The sequence below is a fragment of the Mesorhizobium abyssinicae genome, assembly GCF_049887195.1.
Classification (GTDB): Bacteria; Pseudomonadota; Alphaproteobacteria; order Rhizobiales; family Rhizobiaceae; genus Mesorhizobium; species Mesorhizobium abyssinicae.
Window position 1 is genome coordinate 466,948 of the sequence record NZ_JARAKC010000004.1, and the last position, 20,428, is coordinate 487,375.

The 20,428-nt window shown below is 64.4% G+C and carries 17 protein-coding genes; 10 read left to right on the plus strand and 7 right to left on the minus strand.

The genetic code is table 11. The features are described from left to right. Position 1: 1 nt before the first annotated feature. The 4 genes from accB to PU724_RS12670 form a co-directional block, all read right to left on the minus strand. Positions 2 to 469: an acetyl-CoA carboxylase biotin carboxyl carrier protein gene (gene accB / locus PU724_RS12655; RefSeq protein WP_127286058.1), complete on the minus strand. Its 468-nt coding sequence runs from the start codon at positions 467 to 469 to the stop codon at positions 2 to 4. Continuing rightward, complete coding sequence (gene aroQ, locus PU724_RS12660; protein WP_354421937.1) at positions 460 to 930, minus strand: type II 3-dehydroquinate dehydratase; 471 nt, start codon at positions 928 to 930, stop codon at positions 460 to 462. Before aroQ ends, accB begins: the two co-directional genes overlap by 10 nt. A gap of 145 nt (positions 931 to 1,075) precedes the next feature. Next, positions 1,076 to 1,879: a DsbA family protein gene (locus PU724_RS12665; RefSeq protein WP_127286056.1), complete on the minus strand. Its 804-nt coding sequence runs from the start codon at positions 1,877 to 1,879 to the stop codon at positions 1,076 to 1,078. A gap of 61 nt (positions 1,880 to 1,940) precedes the next feature. Then, the gene (locus PU724_RS12670; RefSeq protein WP_127392480.1) at positions 1,941 to 3,350 is read right to left on the minus strand and encodes a M48 family metalloprotease; all 1,410 of its coding nucleotides are present in this window, start codon (positions 3,348 to 3,350) and stop codon (positions 1,941 to 1,943) included. A gap of 134 nt (positions 3,351 to 3,484) precedes the next feature. On the opposite strand from PU724_RS12670, the gene PU724_RS12675 reads away from it, so the two are divergent. Together PU724_RS12675 and PU724_RS12680 are read left to right on the plus strand one after the other, a co-directional pair. Beyond that, entirely contained in the window at positions 3,485 to 4,633 is a 1,149-nt protein-coding gene (locus PU724_RS12675) for a pyridoxal phosphate-dependent aminotransferase (RefSeq protein WP_354421936.1), read from the plus strand. Between the two features lie 10 nt (positions 4,634 to 4,643). Beyond that, entirely contained in the window at positions 4,644 to 5,573 is a 930-nt protein-coding gene (locus PU724_RS12680; RefSeq protein ID WP_127286053.1) for a glutaminase, read from the plus strand. 109 nt (positions 5,574 to 5,682) lie between these two features. Here PU724_RS12680 and PU724_RS12685 read toward each other — a convergent pair whose 3' ends face one another. Then, positions 5,683 to 8,634, minus strand: a complete 2,952-nt coding sequence (locus tag PU724_RS12685; RefSeq protein WP_354421935.1) for an Rne/Rng family ribonuclease — start codon at positions 8,632 to 8,634, stop codon at positions 5,683 to 5,685. A gap of 652 nt (positions 8,635 to 9,286) precedes the next feature. Here PU724_RS12685 and PU724_RS12690 point away from each other — a divergent pair. The 8 genes from PU724_RS12690 (at position 9,287) to PU724_RS12725 (ending at position 17,804) form a co-directional block, all read left to right on the plus strand. Then, entirely contained in the window at positions 9,287 to 10,546 is a 1,260-nt protein-coding gene (locus PU724_RS12690; RefSeq protein WP_354421934.1) for an N-acetylmuramoyl-L-alanine amidase, read from the plus strand. A 211-nt stretch (positions 10,547 to 10,757) separates the two neighbouring features. Further along, positions 10,758 to 13,214 (plus strand): penicillin-binding protein 1A, encoded by a 2,457-nt coding sequence (locus tag PU724_RS12695; protein WP_128275275.1) that lies wholly within the window; start codon positions 10,758 to 10,760, stop codon positions 13,212 to 13,214. Positions 13,215 to 13,334: 120 nt separating this feature from the next. Next, positions 13,335 to 14,466, plus strand: a protein-coding gene (prfB, locus tag PU724_RS12700) for a peptide chain release factor 2 (protein ID WP_127285894.1) whose coding sequence is annotated in 2 segments (ribosomal slippage) — positions 13,335 to 13,400 and positions 13,402 to 14,466 — 1,131 coding nt in all. Because the reading frame shifts where the segments join, the coding sequence is not laid out codon by codon here. A gap of 47 nt (positions 14,467 to 14,513) precedes the next feature. After that, positions 14,514 to 14,957 carry a GFA family protein gene (locus PU724_RS12705; RefSeq protein ID WP_128275274.1) on the plus strand — a complete coding sequence of 148 codons (444 nt, stop codon included), beginning with the start codon at positions 14,514 to 14,516 and terminating at the stop codon, positions 14,955 to 14,957. A gap of 299 nt (positions 14,958 to 15,256) precedes the next feature. Then, positions 15,257 to 15,628, plus strand: coding sequence for a hypothetical protein (locus PU724_RS12710; protein ID WP_128275273.1), 372 nt, complete (start codon positions 15,257 to 15,259; stop codon positions 15,626 to 15,628). Positions 15,629 to 15,779: 151 nt separating this feature from the next. Continuing rightward, positions 15,780 to 16,148: a GFA family protein gene (locus PU724_RS12715; protein ID WP_128275272.1), complete on the plus strand. Its 369-nt coding sequence runs from the start codon at positions 15,780 to 15,782 to the stop codon at positions 16,146 to 16,148. Positions 16,149 to 16,303: 155 nt separating this feature from the next. Beyond that, on the plus strand, positions 16,304 to 16,954 hold the full coding sequence (locus PU724_RS12720; protein ID WP_127285898.1) for a YiaD family glycine zipper/OmpA-like lipoprotein: 651 nt from the start codon (positions 16,304 to 16,306) through the stop codon (positions 16,952 to 16,954). 253 nt (positions 16,955 to 17,207) lie between these two features. Beyond that, the gene (locus PU724_RS12725) at positions 17,208 to 17,804 is read left to right on the plus strand and encodes a hypothetical protein (RefSeq protein ID WP_127285899.1); all 597 of its coding nucleotides are present in this window, start codon (positions 17,208 to 17,210) and stop codon (positions 17,802 to 17,804) included. Positions 17,805 to 17,879: 75 nt separating this feature from the next. Here PU724_RS12725 and PU724_RS12730 read toward each other — a convergent pair whose 3' ends face one another. Together PU724_RS12730 and PU724_RS12735 are read right to left on the minus strand one after the other, a co-directional pair. Continuing rightward, complete coding sequence (locus tag PU724_RS12730) at positions 17,880 to 19,436, minus strand: DEAD/DEAH box helicase (protein WP_189605948.1); 1,557 nt, start codon at positions 19,434 to 19,436, stop codon at positions 17,880 to 17,882. A gap of 193 nt (positions 19,437 to 19,629) precedes the next feature. Further along, the gene (locus PU724_RS12735; protein ID WP_127285901.1) at positions 19,630 to 20,403 is read right to left on the minus strand and encodes an NAD kinase; all 774 of its coding nucleotides are present in this window, start codon (positions 20,401 to 20,403) and stop codon (positions 19,630 to 19,632) included. Positions 20,404 to 20,428 lie beyond the last annotated feature (25 nt).

Here is a 20,428-nt window from a genome sequence, read left to right on the forward strand (position 1 = left end):
TCTACTCGATGACGACGAGAGGCATGCCGTATTCGACCGGCTGGGCGTCCTCGAACAGGATCGCGGTCACCGTGCCGGCGCGGGGCGAGGGGATCTGGTTCATCGTCTTCATCGCCTCGATGATCAGCAGCGTCTGGCCCTCCTTGACCTTCTGGCCGATCTCGATGAACGGCTTGGCGTCGGGCGAGGGCGCCAGGTAGGCGGTGCCGACCATTGGCGAGGGCACCGCGTTCTTCGACTGGTCGGCGGCCGGCGCCGCGGCGGCCGCCGCCGCGGACTGCGCCGGGGCTGCCGCCGGCGCATAGGCGGCCGCGGGAGCCGCCACCGCGTGCACGGTCTGCGCCTGCCGCGACACGCGCACCTTCAGGTCACCGAGCTCGACTTCGATCTCGGTGAGGTTGGTGTCGTTCAGTATGCCCGCCAGATCGCGGATCAGCTGCTGGTCAACACCGGTCTTCTTTATAGACATTTTCGAGCCTTCTGTTTGTTGGCCGGTCCCAGGCGTGCCGCCAGCGCCTGCAGCGCAAGCGTGTAGCCGAGCGGCCCGAACCCGCAGATCATGCCGACGGCGACCGGCGCGACCATGGAGACGTGGCGGAACGGTTCCCGCGCATGGATGTTGGAGAGATGGACTTCGGCGACGGGCAGCGGCGCGACAGCGCGGATGGCGTCGTGAATGGCAATCGAGGTGTGGCTGTAGGCGCCCGGATTGATGACCATGCCAGCAGCCTTGTCGCCGGCTTCGTGTATCCAGTCGACGAGGTCGCCCTCATGGTTCGACTGACGGAAATCGATCTCCAGCCCAAGGTCGGCGCCTGCCTTCTTGCAGTCGTCGGCGATGGCGGCAAGCGTCTTGCCGCCATAGATGCCGGGCTCCCGCTTGCCGAGCGCGTTCAGGTTGGGACCGTTCAGGACGAAAACCGTTTTCAAGAATGCCGACCTTTCCCGGCGCCGGCCCCAAGCCGGCGCACTGGGCCTCTATAATGGGCATAGACGCCCGCGAAAAGAGCGCAAGTGCGTTCTTTCGCTGTCCACAACAGGCGGAAAACCGCCTGCCGCAAGGGCCCGACTGGGGTCAGAGCGCGGCCTTCGCCGCCTCGATCTTTTCGGTCAGGACGTCCTTTCCGAGGGCGCCGAACACCACCTCGTTGCCGACCACATAGGAGGGGGTGCCGGTGATCGACAGCTTGGTGGCAAGATCATAGGTGCGGGCCAGCGCCTCGTTGATGCTGGGATCCTTCATTTTCTCGCGCAGCTTGGCCTCGTCGGCGCCAAGCGAGACCGCGGTCTTGATGGCGATCGACTCGGTGGCGCGGCCCTGGCCGCCGAGCAGCGCGGTGTGGAAAGCGCCATACTTCTCCGGCATCATCAGGTGGAAGGCCATGGAGACGACGCTGGCCTTCTGCGAATCCGGGCTGAGGATCGGGAATTCCTTGAGCACGAAGCGCAGGTCAGGGTCGGCCTTGGTCAGCGCCTGCATGTCCTCGATGGCGCGTTTGCAGAAGCCGCAATTGTAATCGTAGAACTCGACGATGGTGACCTTGCCGTTCGGGTTGCCGACGATGCCGTCGAAGGTGGAGTTGAAGATCTCGTCCTTGGCGTTCTTGATGACGCCGAGGGCGGCAATGCGCTGCTCTTCCTTCTGCTTGGCCTCGAGCGCGTCCTGGACCTCGAGCAGCACTTCCGGGTTCTTCAGCAGATAGTCGCGGATAATGCCTTCCACTTCCTTGCGGTCGATTTTGGTGTCCGGGGACGCGGCCTCGGCGACTTGCGCCGTATCGGCCTTTGCCACCTGCGGATTTCCGGCGGCGAAGCCGACCGCCAGCATGGCGAGGGCCGCCACCGCCCCCGTCGTGCCAAGCAGGATTGCCTTGTTCATGATCCTCGATCCCTTTTTTGCCTGTTGCGGTCGCTTCAGTCGCCTGGCGCGGCCGGAAGGTTCACTTGGTTTTGCCCGAAGGCGCGTAGTTTATGATATCCTGGGCGCGAAGCCAGCCCGGCTCGCCACGCTTCATCTTCTGCTGCGCGCGCATGGCGAAGATCTTGGCGTTCCTGTAGTCGCCGGAATAGAAATGGCCTTCGGCGGTGGCGAGATCGGCCGCCGGAATCTCGCCGAGCTCACCATAGGCCTGCGCCAGGTAACGGTAGCCGGCGGCATTTTCCTTGTCGCGTCCGAGACCGTTGCTGATCTGCGCGGCCGCCTTCTTGAGCGATTCCGGGGTGCCGATCGCCATCAATGCCTGGCCAAGCGAGACCGGCAGCAGTCCCGATTTCGCCGGATCGAGGCTGACCGCCTTGGCGTAGGCGTCAGCGGCGTCCTTCGGCTTGTTCGCCTTCATCAGTATGTCGCCGCGCAACTCCTGGAAGTAAGGGTTCTTCGGCTGTTCCTTGATCAAGGCGGCGGTCTTGGCGAGCGCGGCATTGAGGTTGCCGTACAAATAGGCGATCTGCGCATCGCCATAACGCGAGGCAAGGCTGCCCGGGTTCTTGCGCATCAGACGCGAGGCGGCCGCCTGTCCCTGCATGTAGACGGCGATCTTGATGCGCATCATGTCATGCCGCTGCTGCAGCGCCGGCGGATCGAGCTTGTTGACGTAGGGGCTTTGCTTGACCAGCGTTTCGAGGTTGGCGATGCGCTCCTGCGGCATCGGATGGCTGATGCGGTAAGGATCGACCTGGGTGCCGGACAGCGACAAGGCGCTCTGGAAGCGGGAGAAGGTCTTCAACATGCCCATGCCGGACTGGCCGGTGGCGTTGAGATAGGTGATCGCCGAGCGGTCGGCGGTCGTCTCCTCGGTGCGCTGATAGGCGAGGATGCTGCGCTGCGCCATCTCGCCGCCACCCGCCGCGACACCCATGCCGGCGCCGGCGAGGCCCCGGCTGTTGGTGGTGGCGCCGGCCACGATGGCGCCGGCGCCGAGCAGCGTGGCGATGATCGCCATCGTCTTGGCGCGCTCCAGCTGGTCGCGCAGCTTCTGCTGGTGGCCGCCGGCGATATGGCCGGCTTCATGGGCCATGACGCCGATGATCTCGTTGGGCGTTTCCGCCGTCATCAGCGCGCCGGTGTTGATGAACATGCGGCGCCCGGTAACGAAGGCATTGAAGCTCGGATCGTTGACCAGCACGATGTCGATGCCGTCATTGGCAAGGCCCGCCGCCTTGAAGATCGGCCGCGCGTAGTCGCGAACCAGCGCCTCGATCTCGGCGTCGCGCACGATAGGCACGTTTTGCGCAAACGCGCTGACCGAGCCGGAGATCGCGACGGCGGCGGCAAGCAAAAGCGAGACGAAGCCGCGCGCGGTTCCTGCAATGGTCGATCTGGCAGTGGTCGATCTGGGTCGGCTCAACATGACAGGTCCACTGGTAGACGAGCGGGCGAAGGATGAAAAGTCGGCACCGAAAACTTCCTGCGCTTGTGATCCCCACATCAATCGGGCATTTGTGCGGCGCGGCCAGGGCGGATCCTGGCGTGTTGGATTTGAAAATGGTTGTTTCGCTTTCGCGCCGTGGCGAGGTCGAGCCGTTCCACGCCATGGACATCCTGGCCGAGGCCAACCGGCTGAAGGCGACCGGCGTGCCGGTGGTTTCGATGGCGGTCGGCCAGCCGTCTGACCCGGCACCTTCAGGTGTGCGGCAGGCCGCCGCCGCGGCCTTGAAGGTCGGCCGTATCGGCTACACCGATGCGCTGGGCCTGGCGGACCTGCGCCAGGCGATCGCCGGGCATTATGGCGAACATTACGGCCTCGATGTGCCCGCCAGCCGAATCGCCGTCACCACAGGGTCGTCCGCGGCCTTCAACCTGGCCTTCCTGGCGATGTTCGACCCGGGCGACCGCGTCGCCATCGCCGCGCCCGGCTACCCGGCCTATCGCAACATCATGGCCGCGCTGGGCATCGAGATCGTCGAGGTCGAGCTTGGCGGCGATGCCTATCTTCATGCCGAGCATCTGAGAACCGCGCACCGCGAAAGGCCGCTGAAGGGGGTGCTGTTCGCCAGTCCGGCCAATCCGACCGGCGCCGTAATCCCGGCCGACGAGCTCGCCGCGCTGGTTTCGACGGCGGAAGAACTCGGCATCGCCGTTATTTCCGACGAGATCTATCACCGGCTCGCCTATGCCGCGCCGGACACGACGGCGCTGGCCTACGGATCGGGCGTGACGGTGATCAATTCCTTCTCGAAATACTATTGCATGACCGGCTGGCGCATCGGCTGGATGGTGCTGCCGGAAGCGCTGGTGCGCCCGGTCGAGCGCGTCGCCCAGAGCCTCTATATTTCGCCGCCGGAACTGTCGCAGATCGCCGCGATCGAGGCGTTCAAGGCGACGCAGGAGCTGGAAGCGGTGAAGGCGCGCTACGCCTGGAACCGCGAGCTGTTGATGAAGCGCCTGCCGGAACTGGGCTTCGCGCTTGCAGCACCGATGGACGGCGCCTTCTACGCCTTCTGCGACGTCACAAGGCACACCAATGACAGCATGGCCTTCGCGCGTCGCATGCTTGCCGAGGCGCATGTGGCGGCAACGCCCGGCCGCGACTTCGATCCGCTTCAAGGCCATCGCACGATGCGCTTTTCCTATGCCGGCAGCCACGACGACATGGTCGAGGCGATGGCGCGCATCGAGCGCTGGCTGAAATAGCGGGGACGTCATGCCGGAACTCGAACAGGCGCTCGCCGAAGTCGCCGCCGAAATGGCCGAGCGCACGGACCGCGGGGACGTCGCCACCTATATCCCGCAGCTTGGCAAGGTCGACCCGAGGAAGTTCGGCATCGCGGCGGTCACCAATGACGGCCGCGTGCTGCTCGCCGGCGACGCCGAAGAAGCCTTCTCGATCCAGAGCATCTCCAAGGTGTTCACGCTGACGCTTGCGCTCGGCAATGTCGGCGATGCGCTGTGGCAGCGTGTCGGACGTGAGCCGTCGGGCAATCCGTTCAACTCGATCGTTCAGCTCGAGCATGAGAACGGCATTCCGCGCAATCCGTTCATCAATGCCGGGGCCATCGTCGTCTCGGACATATTGCTGGCCGGCCACCAGCCGCGCGAGGCGATCGGCGAGATCCTCCGCTTCATCCAGTTCCTGGCCGACGACGAGACGATCATCATCGACCGCGAGGTCGCGGCCTCCGAACGCGCCACCGGCTACCGCAACTTCGCGCTTGCCAACTACATGAAATCCTTCGGCAATCTCCACCATGCGCCGGAACTGGCGCTGGGCGTCTATTTCCATCACTGCGCCATTGCCATGAGCTGCCGGCAGCTGGCGATGGCCGGTCGCTTCCTGGCCAATGGCGGCAAGAACCCGGCAACCGGACATTCGGTGGTGTCGGCCGAGCGGGCGCGCCGCATCGGCGCGATGATGCTGACCTGCGGCCACTATGACGGCTCCGGCGATTTCGCCTTTCGCGTCGGCATCCCCGGCAAGAGCGGCGTCGGCGGCGGCATATTGGGGATCGTGCCGGGCGTCGCTTCGCTCGCCGTCTGGTCGCCGGGCCTCAATGCCAACGGCAATTCCAAGCTGGGCTCGATCGCGCTGGAGAAGCTGGCGAGGATGATGAACTGGTCAATCTTCGCGCCTTAGCGCCGACGGACCCTTGCGCCCAGAAGATCCTGGCGCCCAAACAAAAGTCCCGCGTCGTGCACGACGCGGGATTTTCTTGTCAGAAAATCAGTCCAAGCAACTGAAAAGCTTAGAAGAAACCCTTGCGCTGCCACCAGCCGGCGCGCTTCGGCTTGTCCTCGGCCTTGGCTTCGTCGCTGACGCTTGACGAGATCACCGGCACGACGGGAGCATCCACCGCCGCCGGCTTGCGCCGGTTCGAGCGGACCGATGCTTCTTCCTCGGACGCTGCCGGAGCGGTAGCGGCTGGCGCCGGCTCGACCGGTGCCGGGTCCTTGACCGGGGCTTCCGTCACGACCTCTGCCACCGTCTCGGCGGCAACTGCCTCCACGGCCTTCTTCGATCTCGAGGCACGCTTTGGCTTCTTTGGCTTCTCGGTGCTTGGCGCGTCGTCATTGGCGGGAGCAGGCACGGGCGGCGCCTCGACGGGTACAACTGCCACGGGTTCGGCTGTGACAGCTTCGTCTTCCGACGCAACGGTCTCGACGCTGTCGGCTTCCTCGCCGGCAGCCGCGTCAACGCCTTCGCCCTCTTCGCGGCGATTGCGCTTGCCGCCGCGCTTGCCGCGCCGGCGCTTCTTGCCCTGACCGTCATCCGCTGCCTCGGCGGCCTCGGCAATGCCGACCGGAGCCTCGTCGCCCGCTTCGATCGCTTCGTCGCTTGCGGTGGCGGGAACGCCATCGGCAGGAGCCGGCGCGGAAACGGCGTCCGCATGGGCGCCATGTTCCCGTTCGCCGTGTTCGCGATCGCGATCCTTGCCGCCGCGCCGCCGGCGGCGCTTGCGGCGCTTGCGGTCACGGCCTTCGCCGTCCTCGCCGGACCTCGGCTGAGGTTGCTGCTGCTGGGGATGGCGCGGCTGTTCGGCCTGGGCGGCGGGTGCCTCGTCTTCGTCCTCGATGACGATCTCGTCCTCGGGCTCCTCCGGCTCGACATAGGTCGGCAGGCTGCGCGCTTCGACGAAACCCTCCGGCTTTTCGGCGATCGCGCCGCGGAAGATCGCATAGTGCTGCGCGCCGACCGTATCGTCGGCCTCGATCGTGATGGTCAGGCCGAAGCGGCTTTCGAGCTCCACCAGCGTGCCGCGCTTGTGGTTGAGCACGTAGAGCGCGGTCGCGGACGGCGTGCGCACCGTGATGTGGCTGCGCGAATCCTTGAGCAGGAATTCCTCGATCGCCCTGACCACCATCAGCGCCACCGAGGAGTCGGAACGCACGTGGCCGGTGCCGCCGCAATGCGGGCAGGGCTTCATGGTCGATTCCAGCACGCTGGCGCGGATGCGCTGGCGCGACATCTCCATCAGGCCGAAATGCGAGATGCGGCCGACCTGGATGCGGGCGCGGTCGTTCTTGAGGTGATCCTTCAGCCGCTTCTCGACGGAGCGGTTGTTGCGGTTCTCCTCCATGTCGATGAAGTCGATGACGATCAGGCCGGCAAGGTCGCGCAGCCTGAGTTGCCGGGCGACTTCCTCGGCCGCTTCCAGATTGGTGTGGAGCGCGGTGTCCTCGATCGAGTGCTCCTTGGTGGAGCGGCCCGAATTGACGTCGATGGAGACCAGCGCCTCGGTCTGGTTGATGATGATGTAGCCGCCGCTCTTCAGCGTCACCTGCGGCTGCAGCATGCGATCGAGCTGCGCCTCGATGCCGTTGCGAACGAAGATCGGCGTCGTGTCGCGATAGGGCTGAACCACCTTGGCGTGGCTCGGCATCAGCATGCGCATGAAGTCCTTGGCCTCGCGATAGCCGTCCTCGCCGGAGACCAGGATCTCGTCGATGTCCTTGTTGTAGAGGTCGCGCACCGAGCGCTTGATCAGGCTGCCTTCCTCATAGACCAGGGCAGGGGCCGTCGACTGGAGTGTCAGGTTGCGGACATTTTCCCAAAGCCGCATCAGATACTCGTAGTCGCGCTTGATCTCGGCCTTGGTGCGGCTCTCGCCGGCGGTGCGCAGGATAACGCCCATGCCCTGCGGCACTTCGAGATCGGCCACGACCTCCTTCAGCCGCTTGCGATCCTGGGCGTTGGTGATCTTGCGCGAAATGCCGCCGCCGCGCGCCGTGTTCGGCATCAGCACCGAATAGCGGCCGGCCAGCGACAGATAGGTGGTGAGCGCGGCGCCCTTGTTGCCGCGCTCTTCCTTGACCACCTGCACCAGAAGGATCTGGCGGCGCTTGATCACTTCCTGGATCTTGTACTGGCGGCGCACCGGCTTGCGGCGGTTGCGGACTTCTTCCAGCGCATCCTCGGCGCCGACCGATTCGATCTCGTGGTCGTCGGGATGCGAGGACTGCACCTCTTCCAGCATGCCGCGGTCGTCGTCGCTCGAAGGCGCTTCGCCGTTCTGTTCGGGTTGCGGGACCGCCTCGGAAATCACATCGGCGTCGACGCTGGCGGCGATCGAGGTGGGGCCGCCCTCCGAAGATTCGCCATTGTCCTCAGAAGCGGCCTCATCGCCATGCCCGGCAGCGCCTTCGTCCTGGCCGCCTTGCTCTGTCTCGGCCTCAGTGCTGACCTCGACGGTCTCGGCGACCGCCTCGACGACGTCTTCGCCGGCAACCGCGGCTTCCTCGCTGCCTGCCGCCTCGCTGCTTTCGCCGTTCTCGTCCGAACCAGCGGCGCTCGCCTCGCGCTTGTGCTCGCCGCGATCGCGGTTCTTGCCGCCGCGCCGGCGGCCGCGCCGGCCGCGATCGCGGGCCTGGTGCTCCTCGCCGTCACCGTCCTCATCGTCGTCGTCCTCGGCCTCCTGCGCTTCCGCGCGCAGCAGCGCCTGACGGTCGGCGACCGGGATCTGGTAGTAGTCGGGATGGATTTCGCTAAAGGCGAGGAACCCGTGACGGTTGCCGCCATATTCGACAAAAGCTGCCTGCAGGGACGGTTCGACGCGCGTTACGCGGGCGAGGTAGATGTTTCCTTTGAGCTGCTTCTTGTCCTGTGATTCAAAGTCGAATTCTTCAATACGGTTACCGCGAATGACGACAACGCGTGTTTCCTCCTGGTGGGAGGCGTCTATCAGCATCTTGTTGGGCATTATTTCGTTTCCCCCCGGCAGCCGCCAGCCGCAGCCTGCGGGGCAAAGCCCGCTGCTTCGGTCCTGGGTAAACATGGGTGCCGGACAATTGAACGTCCGCCGGCCGCCGCTTGAGCGCCATGGCGGTGCCGCCCGCAGCCACAATGGCGCGGTTCGTTGCGGACCTTTCCATGATTGCGCTTGAAGCCATCGGCACCAGCAGAACCTTTTGAACCAAAGCCCGGACGAACCGGACCAGCTTGTTTGCTCATACAGAGCCGGCACGGGACAACCCGGCCGTTTTCCTCACGCAGGCGATTCCCCCGCCACGGGCGCACGCCTGCGAAATTCGTCGCGATCACCTGAAGCCTTTTCGCTGGAAGCGAAAGGAGCCGCCTTTCATCTGACCTGTAGCAGGAAGCTGCGGAGGAAGCGGTTCCAGGATTGCAGTGATCCACCATCGCTTTTATGATTTGGCGGCAGGGAAGGCAACCCCGATTTCCGATGCCGGCAAAAAGGAGTTCCCTTAGGGAAGCCCGGCCGTCGGTTCCTTGCGTGAAAAGGCTTGGTTAACCTTCTCTGGATACCAATCGTTAATCGAGTTCGCGGCCTAACCGGCACTTCGATGAAACGACCCGGCGCCTGGCGCCAAACCGGGAGCGACTGGAAAGAGATGGGACTGGCAGGCACCGCAAACAAGGGTCGTTGCGCCGCTTGGCCTGTCCTGCATGCCGCCTGCGTGCTTGTGCTGATGGCGGCTTTCCTCGTGTTTTCGGGCGTTTCCCGCGCCGCCGACGCGCCGCTTGGCGCCACCGGCTTCAAGATGGCGGGTGATGCCACCAAGATGCGCATCGTCATGACTTTCGACCGCGAGCCAGACGTCAAATGGTTCCTGCTGCGCGGTCCCAATCGCCTCGTCGTCGACCTGCCGCGCACCAGATTCGCCATTGGCGCCAAGGATGTGAAGGCGCGGGGTCTTGTCCGGGCAGTCCGCTACGGCGATCAGGGCGAGGGATCGCGGCTGATCCTCACCGGCAAGGGGCCGTTTTCGGTCGACAAGCTCGACGTGCTTAAGAACGACGACGGCAGCGGCTATCGCATCGCCATCGACATGTCGGCGGCCTCGGCGCGCGAATTCGATGCCGCCCTCGCCAACCAGGCGTTGACCACCGGCTCGACAGTGTCGGCCGACAAGGGCGGCAGGGTCGGAACCGGACCGATCTCCAATCCCGGCCATCGCTTCACCGTCGTCATCGACCCCGGTCATGGCGGCGTCGACGGCGGTGCCGAGGGGCTCAACGGCACCATCGAGAAGAACGTCACGCTCGCCTTCGCCACCGAATTGCGCGACAAGCTCGTCGCGGTCGGCAAGTACGATGTGTTCATGACCCGCGAGAAGGACGAGTTCCTGCGGCTGGACGACCGCGTGCGCATCGCCCGCCAGCATGAAGCCGACCTCCTGATCTCGATCCATGCCGACACGATCAGCGTCAAGGGCATTCGCGGCGCGACCGTCTATACCGTTTCCGACAAGGCTTCCGATCCCGAGGCACAGGCGCTTGCCGATCGCGAAAACCTCTCGGATCAGTTCGCCGGCATGGAGATCAAGGACGAAAACAAGGAAGTGACCGACATCCTGATCGACCTGATCCGCCGCGAGACGCACGGCTTCTCGATGAGCTTCGCCCACACCCTGGTCGGGCAGCTTTCGAGCAGCGTCGGCCTTATCAACAACCCGCAGCGCTCCGCCGGGTTCAAGGTGCTGAAGGCGCCGGACGTGCCTTCGGTGCTGGTCGAGCTGGGCTATCTGTCCAACGCCAAGGACGAAGCGCAACTGCTCAGCGCCGACTGGCGCGGCAAGGCTGCGCAGAGCATAACCAATGCCGTCGCGCTGTTCGCTTCGGCCAAGGCCGGAACGGGAACCGGGGGCTGACGTTGCTGCCGCCTGCAACCACAGGCGGCGTTGCATGGCGACAACACCCGGCGCTATAATTTCCGCGGAGGGAAGCCGAAAACCCCGTGCTGCCGTATTTTGTCCACATGGTGGCGACATGGGTTTCCCATTGCGGATTGGGACCGTCCCGGAAGCTTGCGCGACAGGCGGCTTCGTTTAGGAAATTCCCGAACCACGGACTGGAGCGGGCATGATTCGTCTCATCGGCTATTTCTTCGGCATCGGCACGACGCTGGCCCTTATCGTGGCCGCCGGCGTGGCGATCTACATCAGCCATCTGGCGAAGGACCTGCCCGACTACGAAGTGCTGGCCAAATACGAGCCGCCGGTCACGACGCGCATCCATGCTTCCGACGGCGCGCTGATGGCCGAATATGCGCGCGAGCGGCGCCTCTATCTGCCGATCCAGGCGGTTCCGGATCGAGTGAAGGCCGCCTTCCTGTCCGCCGAGGACAAGAACTTCTACAACCATCCCGGTATCGATGTGACCGGCCTCGGCCGCGCCATCATCGTCAACTTGCAGAACTTCGGCTCGGGCAGGCGCCAGGTTGGCGCCTCGACGATCACGCAGCAGGTGGCGAAGAACTTCCTGTTGACCTCGGACCAGACCTACGAGCGCAAGATCAAGGAGATGATCCTGGCCTTCCGCATCGAGCAGGCCTATTCGAAGGATCGCATCCTCGAGCTCTATCTCAACGAGATCTTCTTCGGCTTCGGCGCCTATGGCGTGGCGGGCGCGGCGCTGACCTATTTCGACAAGTCGGTCAACGAGCTCACCGTCGCGGAAGCGGCCTACCTTGCTTCGCTGCCGAAAGGCCCCAACAACTACCACCCGTTCAAGCATGCCGACCGCGCGCTGGAGCGGCGCAACTGGGTGATCGACCAGATGGTCGAGAACGGCTACGTGACGCGCGAGGAAGGCGACAAGGCCAAGGCCGAGCCGCTGGGCGTGACGCCGCGCCGCAACGGCTCCTATCTGTTCGCGGGCGAGTATTTCACCGAGGAAGTGCGCCGCCAGATCATCGCTCGCTATGGCGAGAATGCGCTCTACGAGGGCGGTCTTTCGGTGCGCACGACGCTCGACCCGAAGATCCAGCTGATTGCCCGCAAGGCGATGCAGAACGGGCTGCTGAAATACGACACGCTGCGCGGTTATCGCGGGCCGGCGACCCACATCGATGTCTCCGGCGACTGGGGCGTGCCGCTCGGCAACGTCAAGGGGCTGGAGGACGTGCCGGAATGGACACTCGCCGTCGTCCTCGACAGCTCCGACACCGGCCTCTCGATCGGCCTGCAGCCGGCGCGCCAGGTCTCGGGCGACATTGTCAAGGAGCGCGTCGAAGGCACCGTCAGCAAGGACGACATGGGTTTTGCCATGCGCCACATCGTCGACGGCAAGAGCGTCAAGGCGAAATCGCCGGCGGATGTGCTGCAGCCCGGCGACGTCATTTTCGTGCAGAAGAACGAAGGTTCGGACAGCGCCTACAGCCTGCGCCAGGTTCCGCAAGTGGAAGGCGGCCTCGTCGCCATGGATCCGCACACCGGCCGCGTTCTGGCCATGGTCGGCGGCTTCTCCTATGCGCAATCGGAGTTCAACCGGGCGACCCAGGCGATGCGCCAGCCGGGCTCCTCGTTCAAGCCGATCGTCTATTCGGCCGCGCTCGACAATGGCTACACGCCGGCCTCGGTGATCATGGACGGCCCGATCACCATCCAGAGCGGCAACACCACCTGGACGCCGAAGAACTACGACGGCACGGCGGCCGGTCCGGCAACGCTGCGCTCCGGTATCGAGAAGTCGCGCAACCTGATGACCGTGCGGCTCGCCAACGACATGGGCATGAAGCTGGTGGTTGAATATGCCGAGCGCTTCGGCGTCTACGACCATCTGGCGCCCTACCTGCCAATGGCGCTCGGCTCAGGCGAGACGACCGTCATGCGCATGGTCTCGGCCTATTCGATCATGGCCAATGGCGGCAAGTCGATCAAACCCTCGCTCATCGACCGCATCCAGGACCGCTACGGCAAGACGGTGTTCAAGCAGGACGAGCGCGGTTGCGAAGGCTGCAACGCCGCCGAATGGAAGAACCAGGCCGAACCGGAACTGGTCGACAATTCCGAGCAGGTGCTCGATCCGATGACGGCCTACCAGATCACCTCGATGATGGAAGGCGTGGTGCAGCGCGGCACCGGCGCCACCATCGCCGAGCTCGGCCGCCATATCGCCGGCAAGACCGGCACGACCAACGACGAGAAGGATGCCTGGTTCATCGGCTATACGCCGAACCTCGTTGTCGGCCTCTATATGGGCTATGACACGCCGAAAGGGCTTGGCAAGGGCGCGACCGGCGGCGGTCTGGCGGCGCCGATCTTCAAGGATTTCATGCGCGTGGCGCTGGACGGCACGCCCAACATCGACTTCCAGGTTCCGGAAGGCATGAAGCTGATCGCCATCAACCGCAAGACCGGCATGAAGGCGGCCGAAGGCGAGGCCGGCACGATCATCGAAGCCTTCAAGCCGGGCACCGGCCCCGCCGACAGCTATTGGGTGATCGGCATGGGGGCCGACGGTTCGAACGGCGCCGGCGGCGCGCTGTCGCCGCAAGCCACGCAAGCCATCCAGGATGGCGGCGGCGGACTTTACTGACGGGCTCGCATCGAATGAAGCCGGCCGGACCACGATCCGGCCGGCCATTTCGCTTTACAGGCGGCGGTGCCGTCCCTATGTATCGCGCCGACCAAAATCAACTGGACAGAACTGGCAGCCATGCGCGCGGAAACGCTCAACATCGTCGACGAGATCAGGCAGGCCATAACCCTGCTGAGGAGGCATCTTTGACTGGGACCAGGCCATTAAGCGGCTTGAGTACCTGAACGTCCGCGCCGAGGATTCCAGCCTCTGGAACGAGCCGCTGGAAGCGCAGAAGCTGATGCGGGAGCGCCAGGAGCTCGAAGATGGCATCGCCGCCGTCAAGGGCCTGACCCAGGCGCTTGAAGACAATATCGGCCTGATCGAACTGGGCGAGGAAGAGGGCGACGAAGGCGTCGTCGCCGAGGCAGAGGCGGCGCTGCGTTCGATGCAGGGCGAGGCCAAGGCCCGCCAGGTCGAGACGCTGCTTTCGGGCGAGGCCGACGCCAACGACACCTATCTCGAAATCCATGCCGGCGCCGGCGGCACCGAGAGCCAGGACTGGGCCTCGATGCTTTTGCGCATGTATACGCGCTGGGCCGAGCGCCGCCGCTTCAAGGTCGAGGTGCTGGAAGTGCACGACGGCGAAGAGGCGGGGATCAAGTCGGCCACGGTGCTGATCAAGGGCCACAACGCCTATGGCTGGCTGAAGACCGAATCGGGTGTCCACCGGCTGGTGCGCATCTCGCCCTACGACAGCAATGCGCGGCGCCACACGTCTTTCGCCAGCGTCTGGGTCTATCCGGTCATCGATGATACGATCGACATCGCCGTCTCGGAATCGGATGTCCGTATCGACACCTACCGCTCGTCGGGTTCGGGCGGCCAGCACGTCAACACCACCGATTCTGCGGTCCGCATCACCCATCTCGCGACCGGCATCGCAGTCGCCTGCCAGGCCGAGCGCTCGCAGCACAAGAACCGGGCCAAGGCTTGGGAGATGCTGCGCTCGCGCCTCTACGAGGAAGAGCTGAAGAAGCGCGAGGCGGTGGCCAACGCCACCGAGGCATCGAAGAGCGACATCGGCTGGGGCCACCAGATCCGCTCCTACGTGCTGCAGCCCTATCAGCTTGTGAAGGACCTGCGCACCGGCGTCGAAAGCACCAGCCCGTCGAGCGTTCTCGACGGCGACCTCGACGAGTTCATGGAAGCCTCGCTGTCGCACCGCATCGAGGGCGGGGCGGGCGAAGCGGTGGCGGATCTCGACTAGGATATGTCCATATTCAGGTGAGGCCGGCCCGACACCTTGGGCACCAGATGAAGGAGGCGCTTGTGACCAAGCCGGACAAGGCAAATACTCACAGGCTTTCCGGAAGGTGCTTTTGCGGCGCCGTCCAGTACGAGGTGGAAGACGAATTCGTCTATGCCTTGAACTGCCACTGCTCGAACTGCCAGCGCGCCACCGGGTCGGCTTTCAAGCCCTTCGCCGGCATCGAGCGGGACAAGCTGCGCCTGACCGCCGGCGACGACAGGCTGCTGGTCTTCGGCGATCCGAGCGGCGCTCACGACAAGCACTGCGGGCTGTGCGGCTCGCTGCTTTATTCGGTGGTGCGGGAGGGCGCCTACGTCCACGTCACCATGGGGACGCTGGTGGATACGCCGAGCATCCGCCCGACGGCGCATATCTTCGTCGGTTCCAAGGCGAAATGGTTCACAGTCACCGACGACCTGCCGCAGTATGATGAGCATATTCCCGGTTGAACGGCTGGAACCAGCTTCATCCGAATTTCGTTGTCCGGCACCAGACATCCGTCGCTAACGGCTCGTTAACCAAGCCGGCGCACGATTCTGGCTGCAGAGGTTTGGCGTGCGGCGCGGCGTTGCCGATGCGGCCGCTTCTTGCGCCGGCCAAGGAATCAGCCCAGCATTCGGGCTGAGGGGATAGAAGCATTTATGGCCGGACGCGGCGTATCTGCGACCTGACGATCCGGCCAGTGGGAAGACACGTTCCGGGAACGGGCAAGCGAAAGGCTTGGAGCTCGTTTGAAAGGAACGTTCCCATGTTTGCTGCCACAATTCGACAGGCCAAAGCCGTTGAACCGGTTGGCCGCTTCCTGTTTTTCCTGGCCGCGGTGGTCGTGGTGTTGACGGCGCCTGCGCTCGCGCATGACGCCAAGCCTACGGCGGCATTGCCGCAAGGCTGGAGCTATCCGTTCTCGTGCTGCGCCAACTATGATTGCCGCACGACCCACTCCGGCGAAGTCCTGGAGAAGCCGGAGGGCTACGTGATTGCCGGCACGGGCGAGGTGGTTCCCATGACCGACAAGCGCGTCAAGGACAGCCCCGACGGCGAATTCCACTGGTGCGCGCATCAGGCGGGACTCGATGCCGGCAAGACTATCTGCCTGTTCGTGCCGCCGCGCTCCTATTGAGGCGACGGGCATCCGACCTCCGGGTCAAGGGGCATCGGGCTTTCCAGTTTTTGAGACCGGGCAGGCAAGCCTGCCGACAGGCGGTTGTCAGGAGCGATTCTTTATGTTGCCTTGCCGCGGTGGACGGCGGGCAACGGAGAGGAATTCGTTCATGACCATCAAGGGAAGCTGCCACTGCAAGGCGACGACATTCGAGGTTTCAGAAGCGCCGCAAACAGTGACGCATTGCACATGCTCCTTCTGCTCGAAACGCGGCTCGCTCTGGGCCTATTATGTGCCCGAGCAATTCAAGCTCACCAGCCCGCCCGAAAACGTCTCGTTCTACCGCTGGGGCTCAAAGACCGTAAAGCACGGCTTTTGCGCCACCTGCGGCTGCGGCACCTTCACCGAAACGCCCGACTGGTCGAGCGGTGAGCCGGACTTCGACAACCCGAAGGTCAGCGTGAATTCGCGCCTGTTCGACGATTTCGATCTCGACAAGGTCGAGGTCGTCGTCATCGACGGCAAGAATCTCTGGTAGGGAGCACTGGCCGGAACAGCCGCGCATGGCGACGATGGAAAAGCTCTGATCGGCATTTTGCCGTTCCGCTTTTCGCCGTATTTCATGCTACAAGACCGCCGGAAGGGCTGATATGGCGCGGCTGCAATGGCCGCGGTTTGGAGAGGGACATTCTCATGAAGAAGACTGTGCTCGTCGTCGTGGCGACGGCTGTATTGGTGAGCGCTTGCACCACCACCGATCCGTACACCGGTGAGCAGAAGGTTTCCAACACGGCGGCCGGCGCCGGCCTTGGCGCGATCGCGGGTGCCGGGCTTGGCCTTCTGGCCGGCGGCAACGACCGTCGCAACGCGCTGATCGGCGCCGGCATCGGCGCGCTCGCCGGCGGCGCCATCGGCGCCACGATGGACCAGAACGAGGCCGAGCTGCGCCGTCAGCTCCAGGGCACCGGCGTCAGCGTCACGCGCACCGGCGACCAGATCATCCTCAACATGCCGTCCGACATCACCTTCAACATCGACCAGGACGCGGTGAAGCCCGGCTTCTATCCGGTGCTCAATTCGGTGGCGCTTGTGCTGAACAAGTTCCGCCAGACCACGGTCGACGTTTTCGGCCACACCGATTCGACCGGCGGCGACGAACACAATTTCGACCTGTCGCAGCGCCGTGCGCTCGCGGTCGCCAACTATCTCTCCGGGCAAGGTGTCGATTCGCGCCGCTTCGCCGTCACCGGATTCGGCAAGACCCGGCCGATCGCGTCCAATGCGACGACACAGGGCCGCGCGCAGAATCGCCGCGTCGAGATCCAGCTTTCGCCGCTCACCTGAGCCCTTCGGCATCGAAACGTATAGACGGACGGCCCCCACGGGGGCCGTTTTCGTTTGAACCGACATTGGCAGCCTTCAGTTCACCCAGTCGTCCTGAAGAATTAGCTAGTTCTAACGAACTGCTTTTCCGGGATAGTGGAAAGGAATAGCATCGGACCGTTCCAGAGGGACGGGGCGGTACAATCGGCCGCGCAATCAAGAAGTTCGACGCCTCGGTCTTGCACGGCCAGATCAGAAAATCTGGGAGGAATGCATGACGAAAACAGTTCGCTTCGGTGCCCTCGCTCTGACGGGTCTTATCGGCGCCTGGCTTGGCGCGGCCACGGCTCAGGCCGAGGATGCCGGCAAGGCCGACATCGAGGCCTTGAAAAAGTCGCTCGCCAAATACGAGGACTACACCGCCGCCATCCGCGACCTCTATCTGTCGACTGTCGGCTGCGTCTACTACAGCGGCGAAAAGATAGCCGGCACGATGGATTATCCGAAGGGCGCCATGGGCATCCACTTCGTCAATGTTCCCAGCGTCGGGCAGAAACTCGATCCGATGCGCCCCAACGTGCTGATCTATGAGCCGACCAAGAAGGGCCTGAAGCTGGTCGGGGTCGAATGGCTGGTGCCGCTGACACCGGACGTCAAGGAAGCACCTTCGTTATTCGGCCAGAAATTCATGGGGCCGATGGAGGGACACTATCCGCTCATCCCGAAGGAGTTCGTCCACTACGACCTTCACGCCTGGTTGAAGGACAACCCGAACGGCGTGTTCAGCCCGACCAACCCGAACGTGAAATGCAACAAGGCCGAGTTCCCGATGCTGGAGAAGCCGACCAAGATGATGCCCGGCCCGATGTGAGGGCCCGCAAGGCCGTCCAGACAAGAAAAGGCAAGCCGAGTGCTCGGCTTGCCTTTTGTCGAAACGGAACAGAGATCAGACCTTGGCGACGATCCGCATGAAGGCGGGCATGTCGTCGCCGAAACCGACGGTGGCGTCGTCTTCTTCCTGACGGTGGCGGGCAGGGCGGTCACGCTCCCGCTTCGGCTCGCCGCGCTGGTCGTTGCGATCGCCCCTGCGCTCGCTGTTTTCGGAACGGATCGCTTCCTTGCGCGCGCGCCGCTCGCCGATATCGGCCACCGTTGCCTCGGCCGCGACCGGCTGCTCCTCGCGGGTCGGGGCCGGCGTGTCTTCGCCGTGCCGGGCATGGCGCTCGCGCGGCTTGCGCTCGCCCCTGTCCTTGCGGTCCTCGTCCTTGCGGCCGGCGCGGCGCGGCGCGCCGCGGCCACGGCGGGGCGCTTCGTCCTCGCCTTCGCTGGCGACCACCGTCGACAGGTCGCCGTCGTGCCACTCGATCTTGTTGCCGATCAGCCGCTCGATCGCATCGATGTATTTGGTGTCCGATTTGGTGGCGATGGTGAAGGATTTACCGGCGCGTCCGGCGCGGCCGGTGCGGCCGATGCGGTGGACATAGTCCTCGGCATGGATCGGCACGTCGTAATTGAAGACGTGGCTGACATCGGGGATGTCGAGGCCGCGCGCGGCGACGTCCGAAGCGACGAGGTAGCGCAATTTGCCGTCGCGAAAATTGGCCAGCATCTGCATGCGCGCGCGCTGGTCCATGTCGCCATGCAGGGCGCCGGCATCGAAATCGTACTTCAGCAGCGAGCGGAACAGTTCCGAGACCTCGACCTTGCGGTTGCAGAAGATAATGGCGTTCTTCAGTTCGGCGTCTTCGGCCTTCATCAGGTTGCGCAGCGTCTCGCGCTTGTCCCAGGGCTTGGAGCCGGACTTGACCAGGCGCTGGGTGATGCTGGTCGCGGTGGAGGCGGCCTTCGATACCTCGACGCGCACGGGCGCGTGCAAGAATTTTTCCGTCAGCTTGGTGATCTCGGGCGGCATCGTCGCGGAGAAGAACAGCGTCTGGCGCGTGAACGGGATCATCTCGCAAATGCGCTCGATGTCGGGGATGAAGCCCATGTCGAGCATGCGATCGGCCTCGTCGATGACGAGGATCTCGACGCCGTTGAGCAGCAGCTTGCCGCGCTCGCGGTGATCGAGCAGGCGGCCGGGGGTCGCGATCAGCACATCGGCGCCGCGCTCCAACTTCTTGTCCTGCTCGTCGAAGGAGACGCCGCCGATCAGCAGCGCGATGTTGAGCTTGTGGTTCTTGCCGTATTTGACGAAGTTTTCCTCGACCTGAGCGGCAAGCTCGCGCGTCGGTTCGAGGATCAGCGTGCGCGGCATGCGGGCGCGGGCGCGGCCTTTCTCGAGACGCGTCAGCATCGGCAGCACGAAGGATGCCGTTTTGCCGGTGCCGGTCTGGGCGATGCCCAGCACATCCTTGCCCAGCAAGGCATGCGGGATGGCGCCGGCCTGGATCGGCGTCGGCTTGGTGTAACCGGCATCGGTGACCGCGGAAAGGACCTTCGGCGAAAGGCCGAGGTCCGCGAATGTCAACGCTTCTTGAGCAGTCTGGGTGTCTGAGGACAAGTTTGGCTGTCTTTGGCTTTTACAGGGGGAAGCGCAACGGTATCCGTCGCGGCAGGCGCCGCGCGCCTGCAAGATCGGCGTTGGAGTTAGGCGCAAGCCCACGATTTGTCAACAGAAACGGCCGGAAATGCTGCGATTGTGAAGACGTAAGCTTAATCGCGATGCTTAATCGAGGCCCTGTCCTGGCGCCGGCTCAGTAGCGGAACTGTTCGGCGAGGATGCGCTCGTTCCACGAATGGTTGGGATCGAACAGCAGCGTGGCCGTCGCGGTCGGCGACTCCCGCACCGTGACCGAGGCCACGGCCTTCACTTCGGTATGGTCGGCGGCCGCGTTCACCGGCCGCTTTTCGGCTTCGAGTATGTCGAAGCGCACCGTCGCCTTGTTGGAAAGCAGGGCGCCGCGCCAGCGGCGCGGACGGAACGGGCTCACCGGCGTCAGCGCCAGCAGCGGCGCGTCGAGTGGCAGGATCGGGCCGTGCGCGGAGAGGTTATAGGCGGTCGAGCCGGCCGGCGTCGCGATCATCACGCCGTCGCAGTTCAGTTCCTCGAGCCGCACCTGCTCGTCCACCGTGATGCGGATCTTGGCCGTCTGGTAGGACTGGCGCCAGAGCGCCACTTCGTTGATCGCCAGCGCAGAGACGGTCTCGCCTTCATGCGTCACCGCCAGCATCTCCAGCGGACGGATGGTCTCGGCGACCGCGGCGGCGATGCGTTCCTCAAGGCCGCCGGCGCGGTATTCGTTCATCAGGAAGCCGATGGTGCCACGGTTCATGCCGTAGACCTTCTTTCCGGTGCTCATCGTGTCACGCAGCGTCTGCAGCAGGAAGCCGTCGCCGCCGAGGGCGACCACAATCTCGGCCTCTTCGACCGATGTCTGCCCATAGTGCGACGACAGGCTTTCCAGCGCCGCTTTGGCGTCGGCGGTGTCGGACGAGACGAAGGCGAAATGGCTGGCGGCTTTGCTCATGGCTTCCCGATGACGAGCGGCTGGC

Bases quoted from the DNA above. Each gene is read 5' to 3' on its own strand.
- PU724_RS12670 (WP_127392480.1), bottom strand. From the start codon at position 3,350: ATGTTGAGCCGACCCAGATCGACCACTGCCAGATCGACCATTGCAGGA.
- PU724_RS12735 (WP_127285901.1), bottom strand. From the start codon at position 20,403: ATGAGCAAAGCCGCCAGCCATTTCGCCTTCGTCTCGTCCGACACCGCC.
- PU724_RS12695 (WP_128275275.1), top strand. From the start codon at position 10,758: ATGATTCGTCTCATCGGCTATTTCTTCGGCATCGGCACGACGCTGGCC.
- PU724_RS12710 (WP_128275273.1), top strand. From the start codon at position 15,257: ATGTTTGCTGCCACAATTCGACAGGCCAAAGCCGTTGAACCGGTTGGC.
- PU724_RS12715 (WP_128275272.1), top strand. From the start codon at position 15,780: ATGACCATCAAGGGAAGCTGCCACTGCAAGGCGACGACATTCGAGGTT.
- PU724_RS12725 (WP_127285899.1), top strand. From the start codon at position 17,208: ATGACGAAAACAGTTCGCTTCGGTGCCCTCGCTCTGACGGGTCTTATC.
- PU724_RS12690 (WP_354421934.1), top strand. From the start codon at position 9,287: ATGGGACTGGCAGGCACCGCAAACAAGGGTCGTTGCGCCGCTTGGCCT.
- PU724_RS12665 (WP_127286056.1), bottom strand. From the start codon at position 1,879: ATGAACAAGGCAATCCTGCTTGGCACGACGGGGGCGGTGGCGGCCCTC.
- PU724_RS12675 (WP_354421936.1), top strand. From the start codon at position 3,485: ATGGTTGTTTCGCTTTCGCGCCGTGGCGAGGTCGAGCCGTTCCACGCC.
- PU724_RS12705 (WP_128275274.1), top strand. From the start codon at position 14,514: ATGAAGGAGGCGCTTGTGACCAAGCCGGACAAGGCAAATACTCACAGG.
- PU724_RS12720 (WP_127285898.1), top strand. From the start codon at position 16,304: ATGAAGAAGACTGTGCTCGTCGTCGTGGCGACGGCTGTATTGGTGAGC.
- PU724_RS12680 (WP_127286053.1), top strand. From the start codon at position 4,644: ATGCCGGAACTCGAACAGGCGCTCGCCGAAGTCGCCGCCGAAATGGCC.
- accB (WP_127286058.1), bottom strand. From the start codon at position 469: ATGTCTATAAAGAAGACCGGTGTTGACCAGCAGCTGATCCGCGATCTG.
- PU724_RS12685 (WP_354421935.1), bottom strand. From the start codon at position 8,634: ATGCCCAACAAGATGCTGATAGACGCCTCCCACCAGGAGGAAACACGC.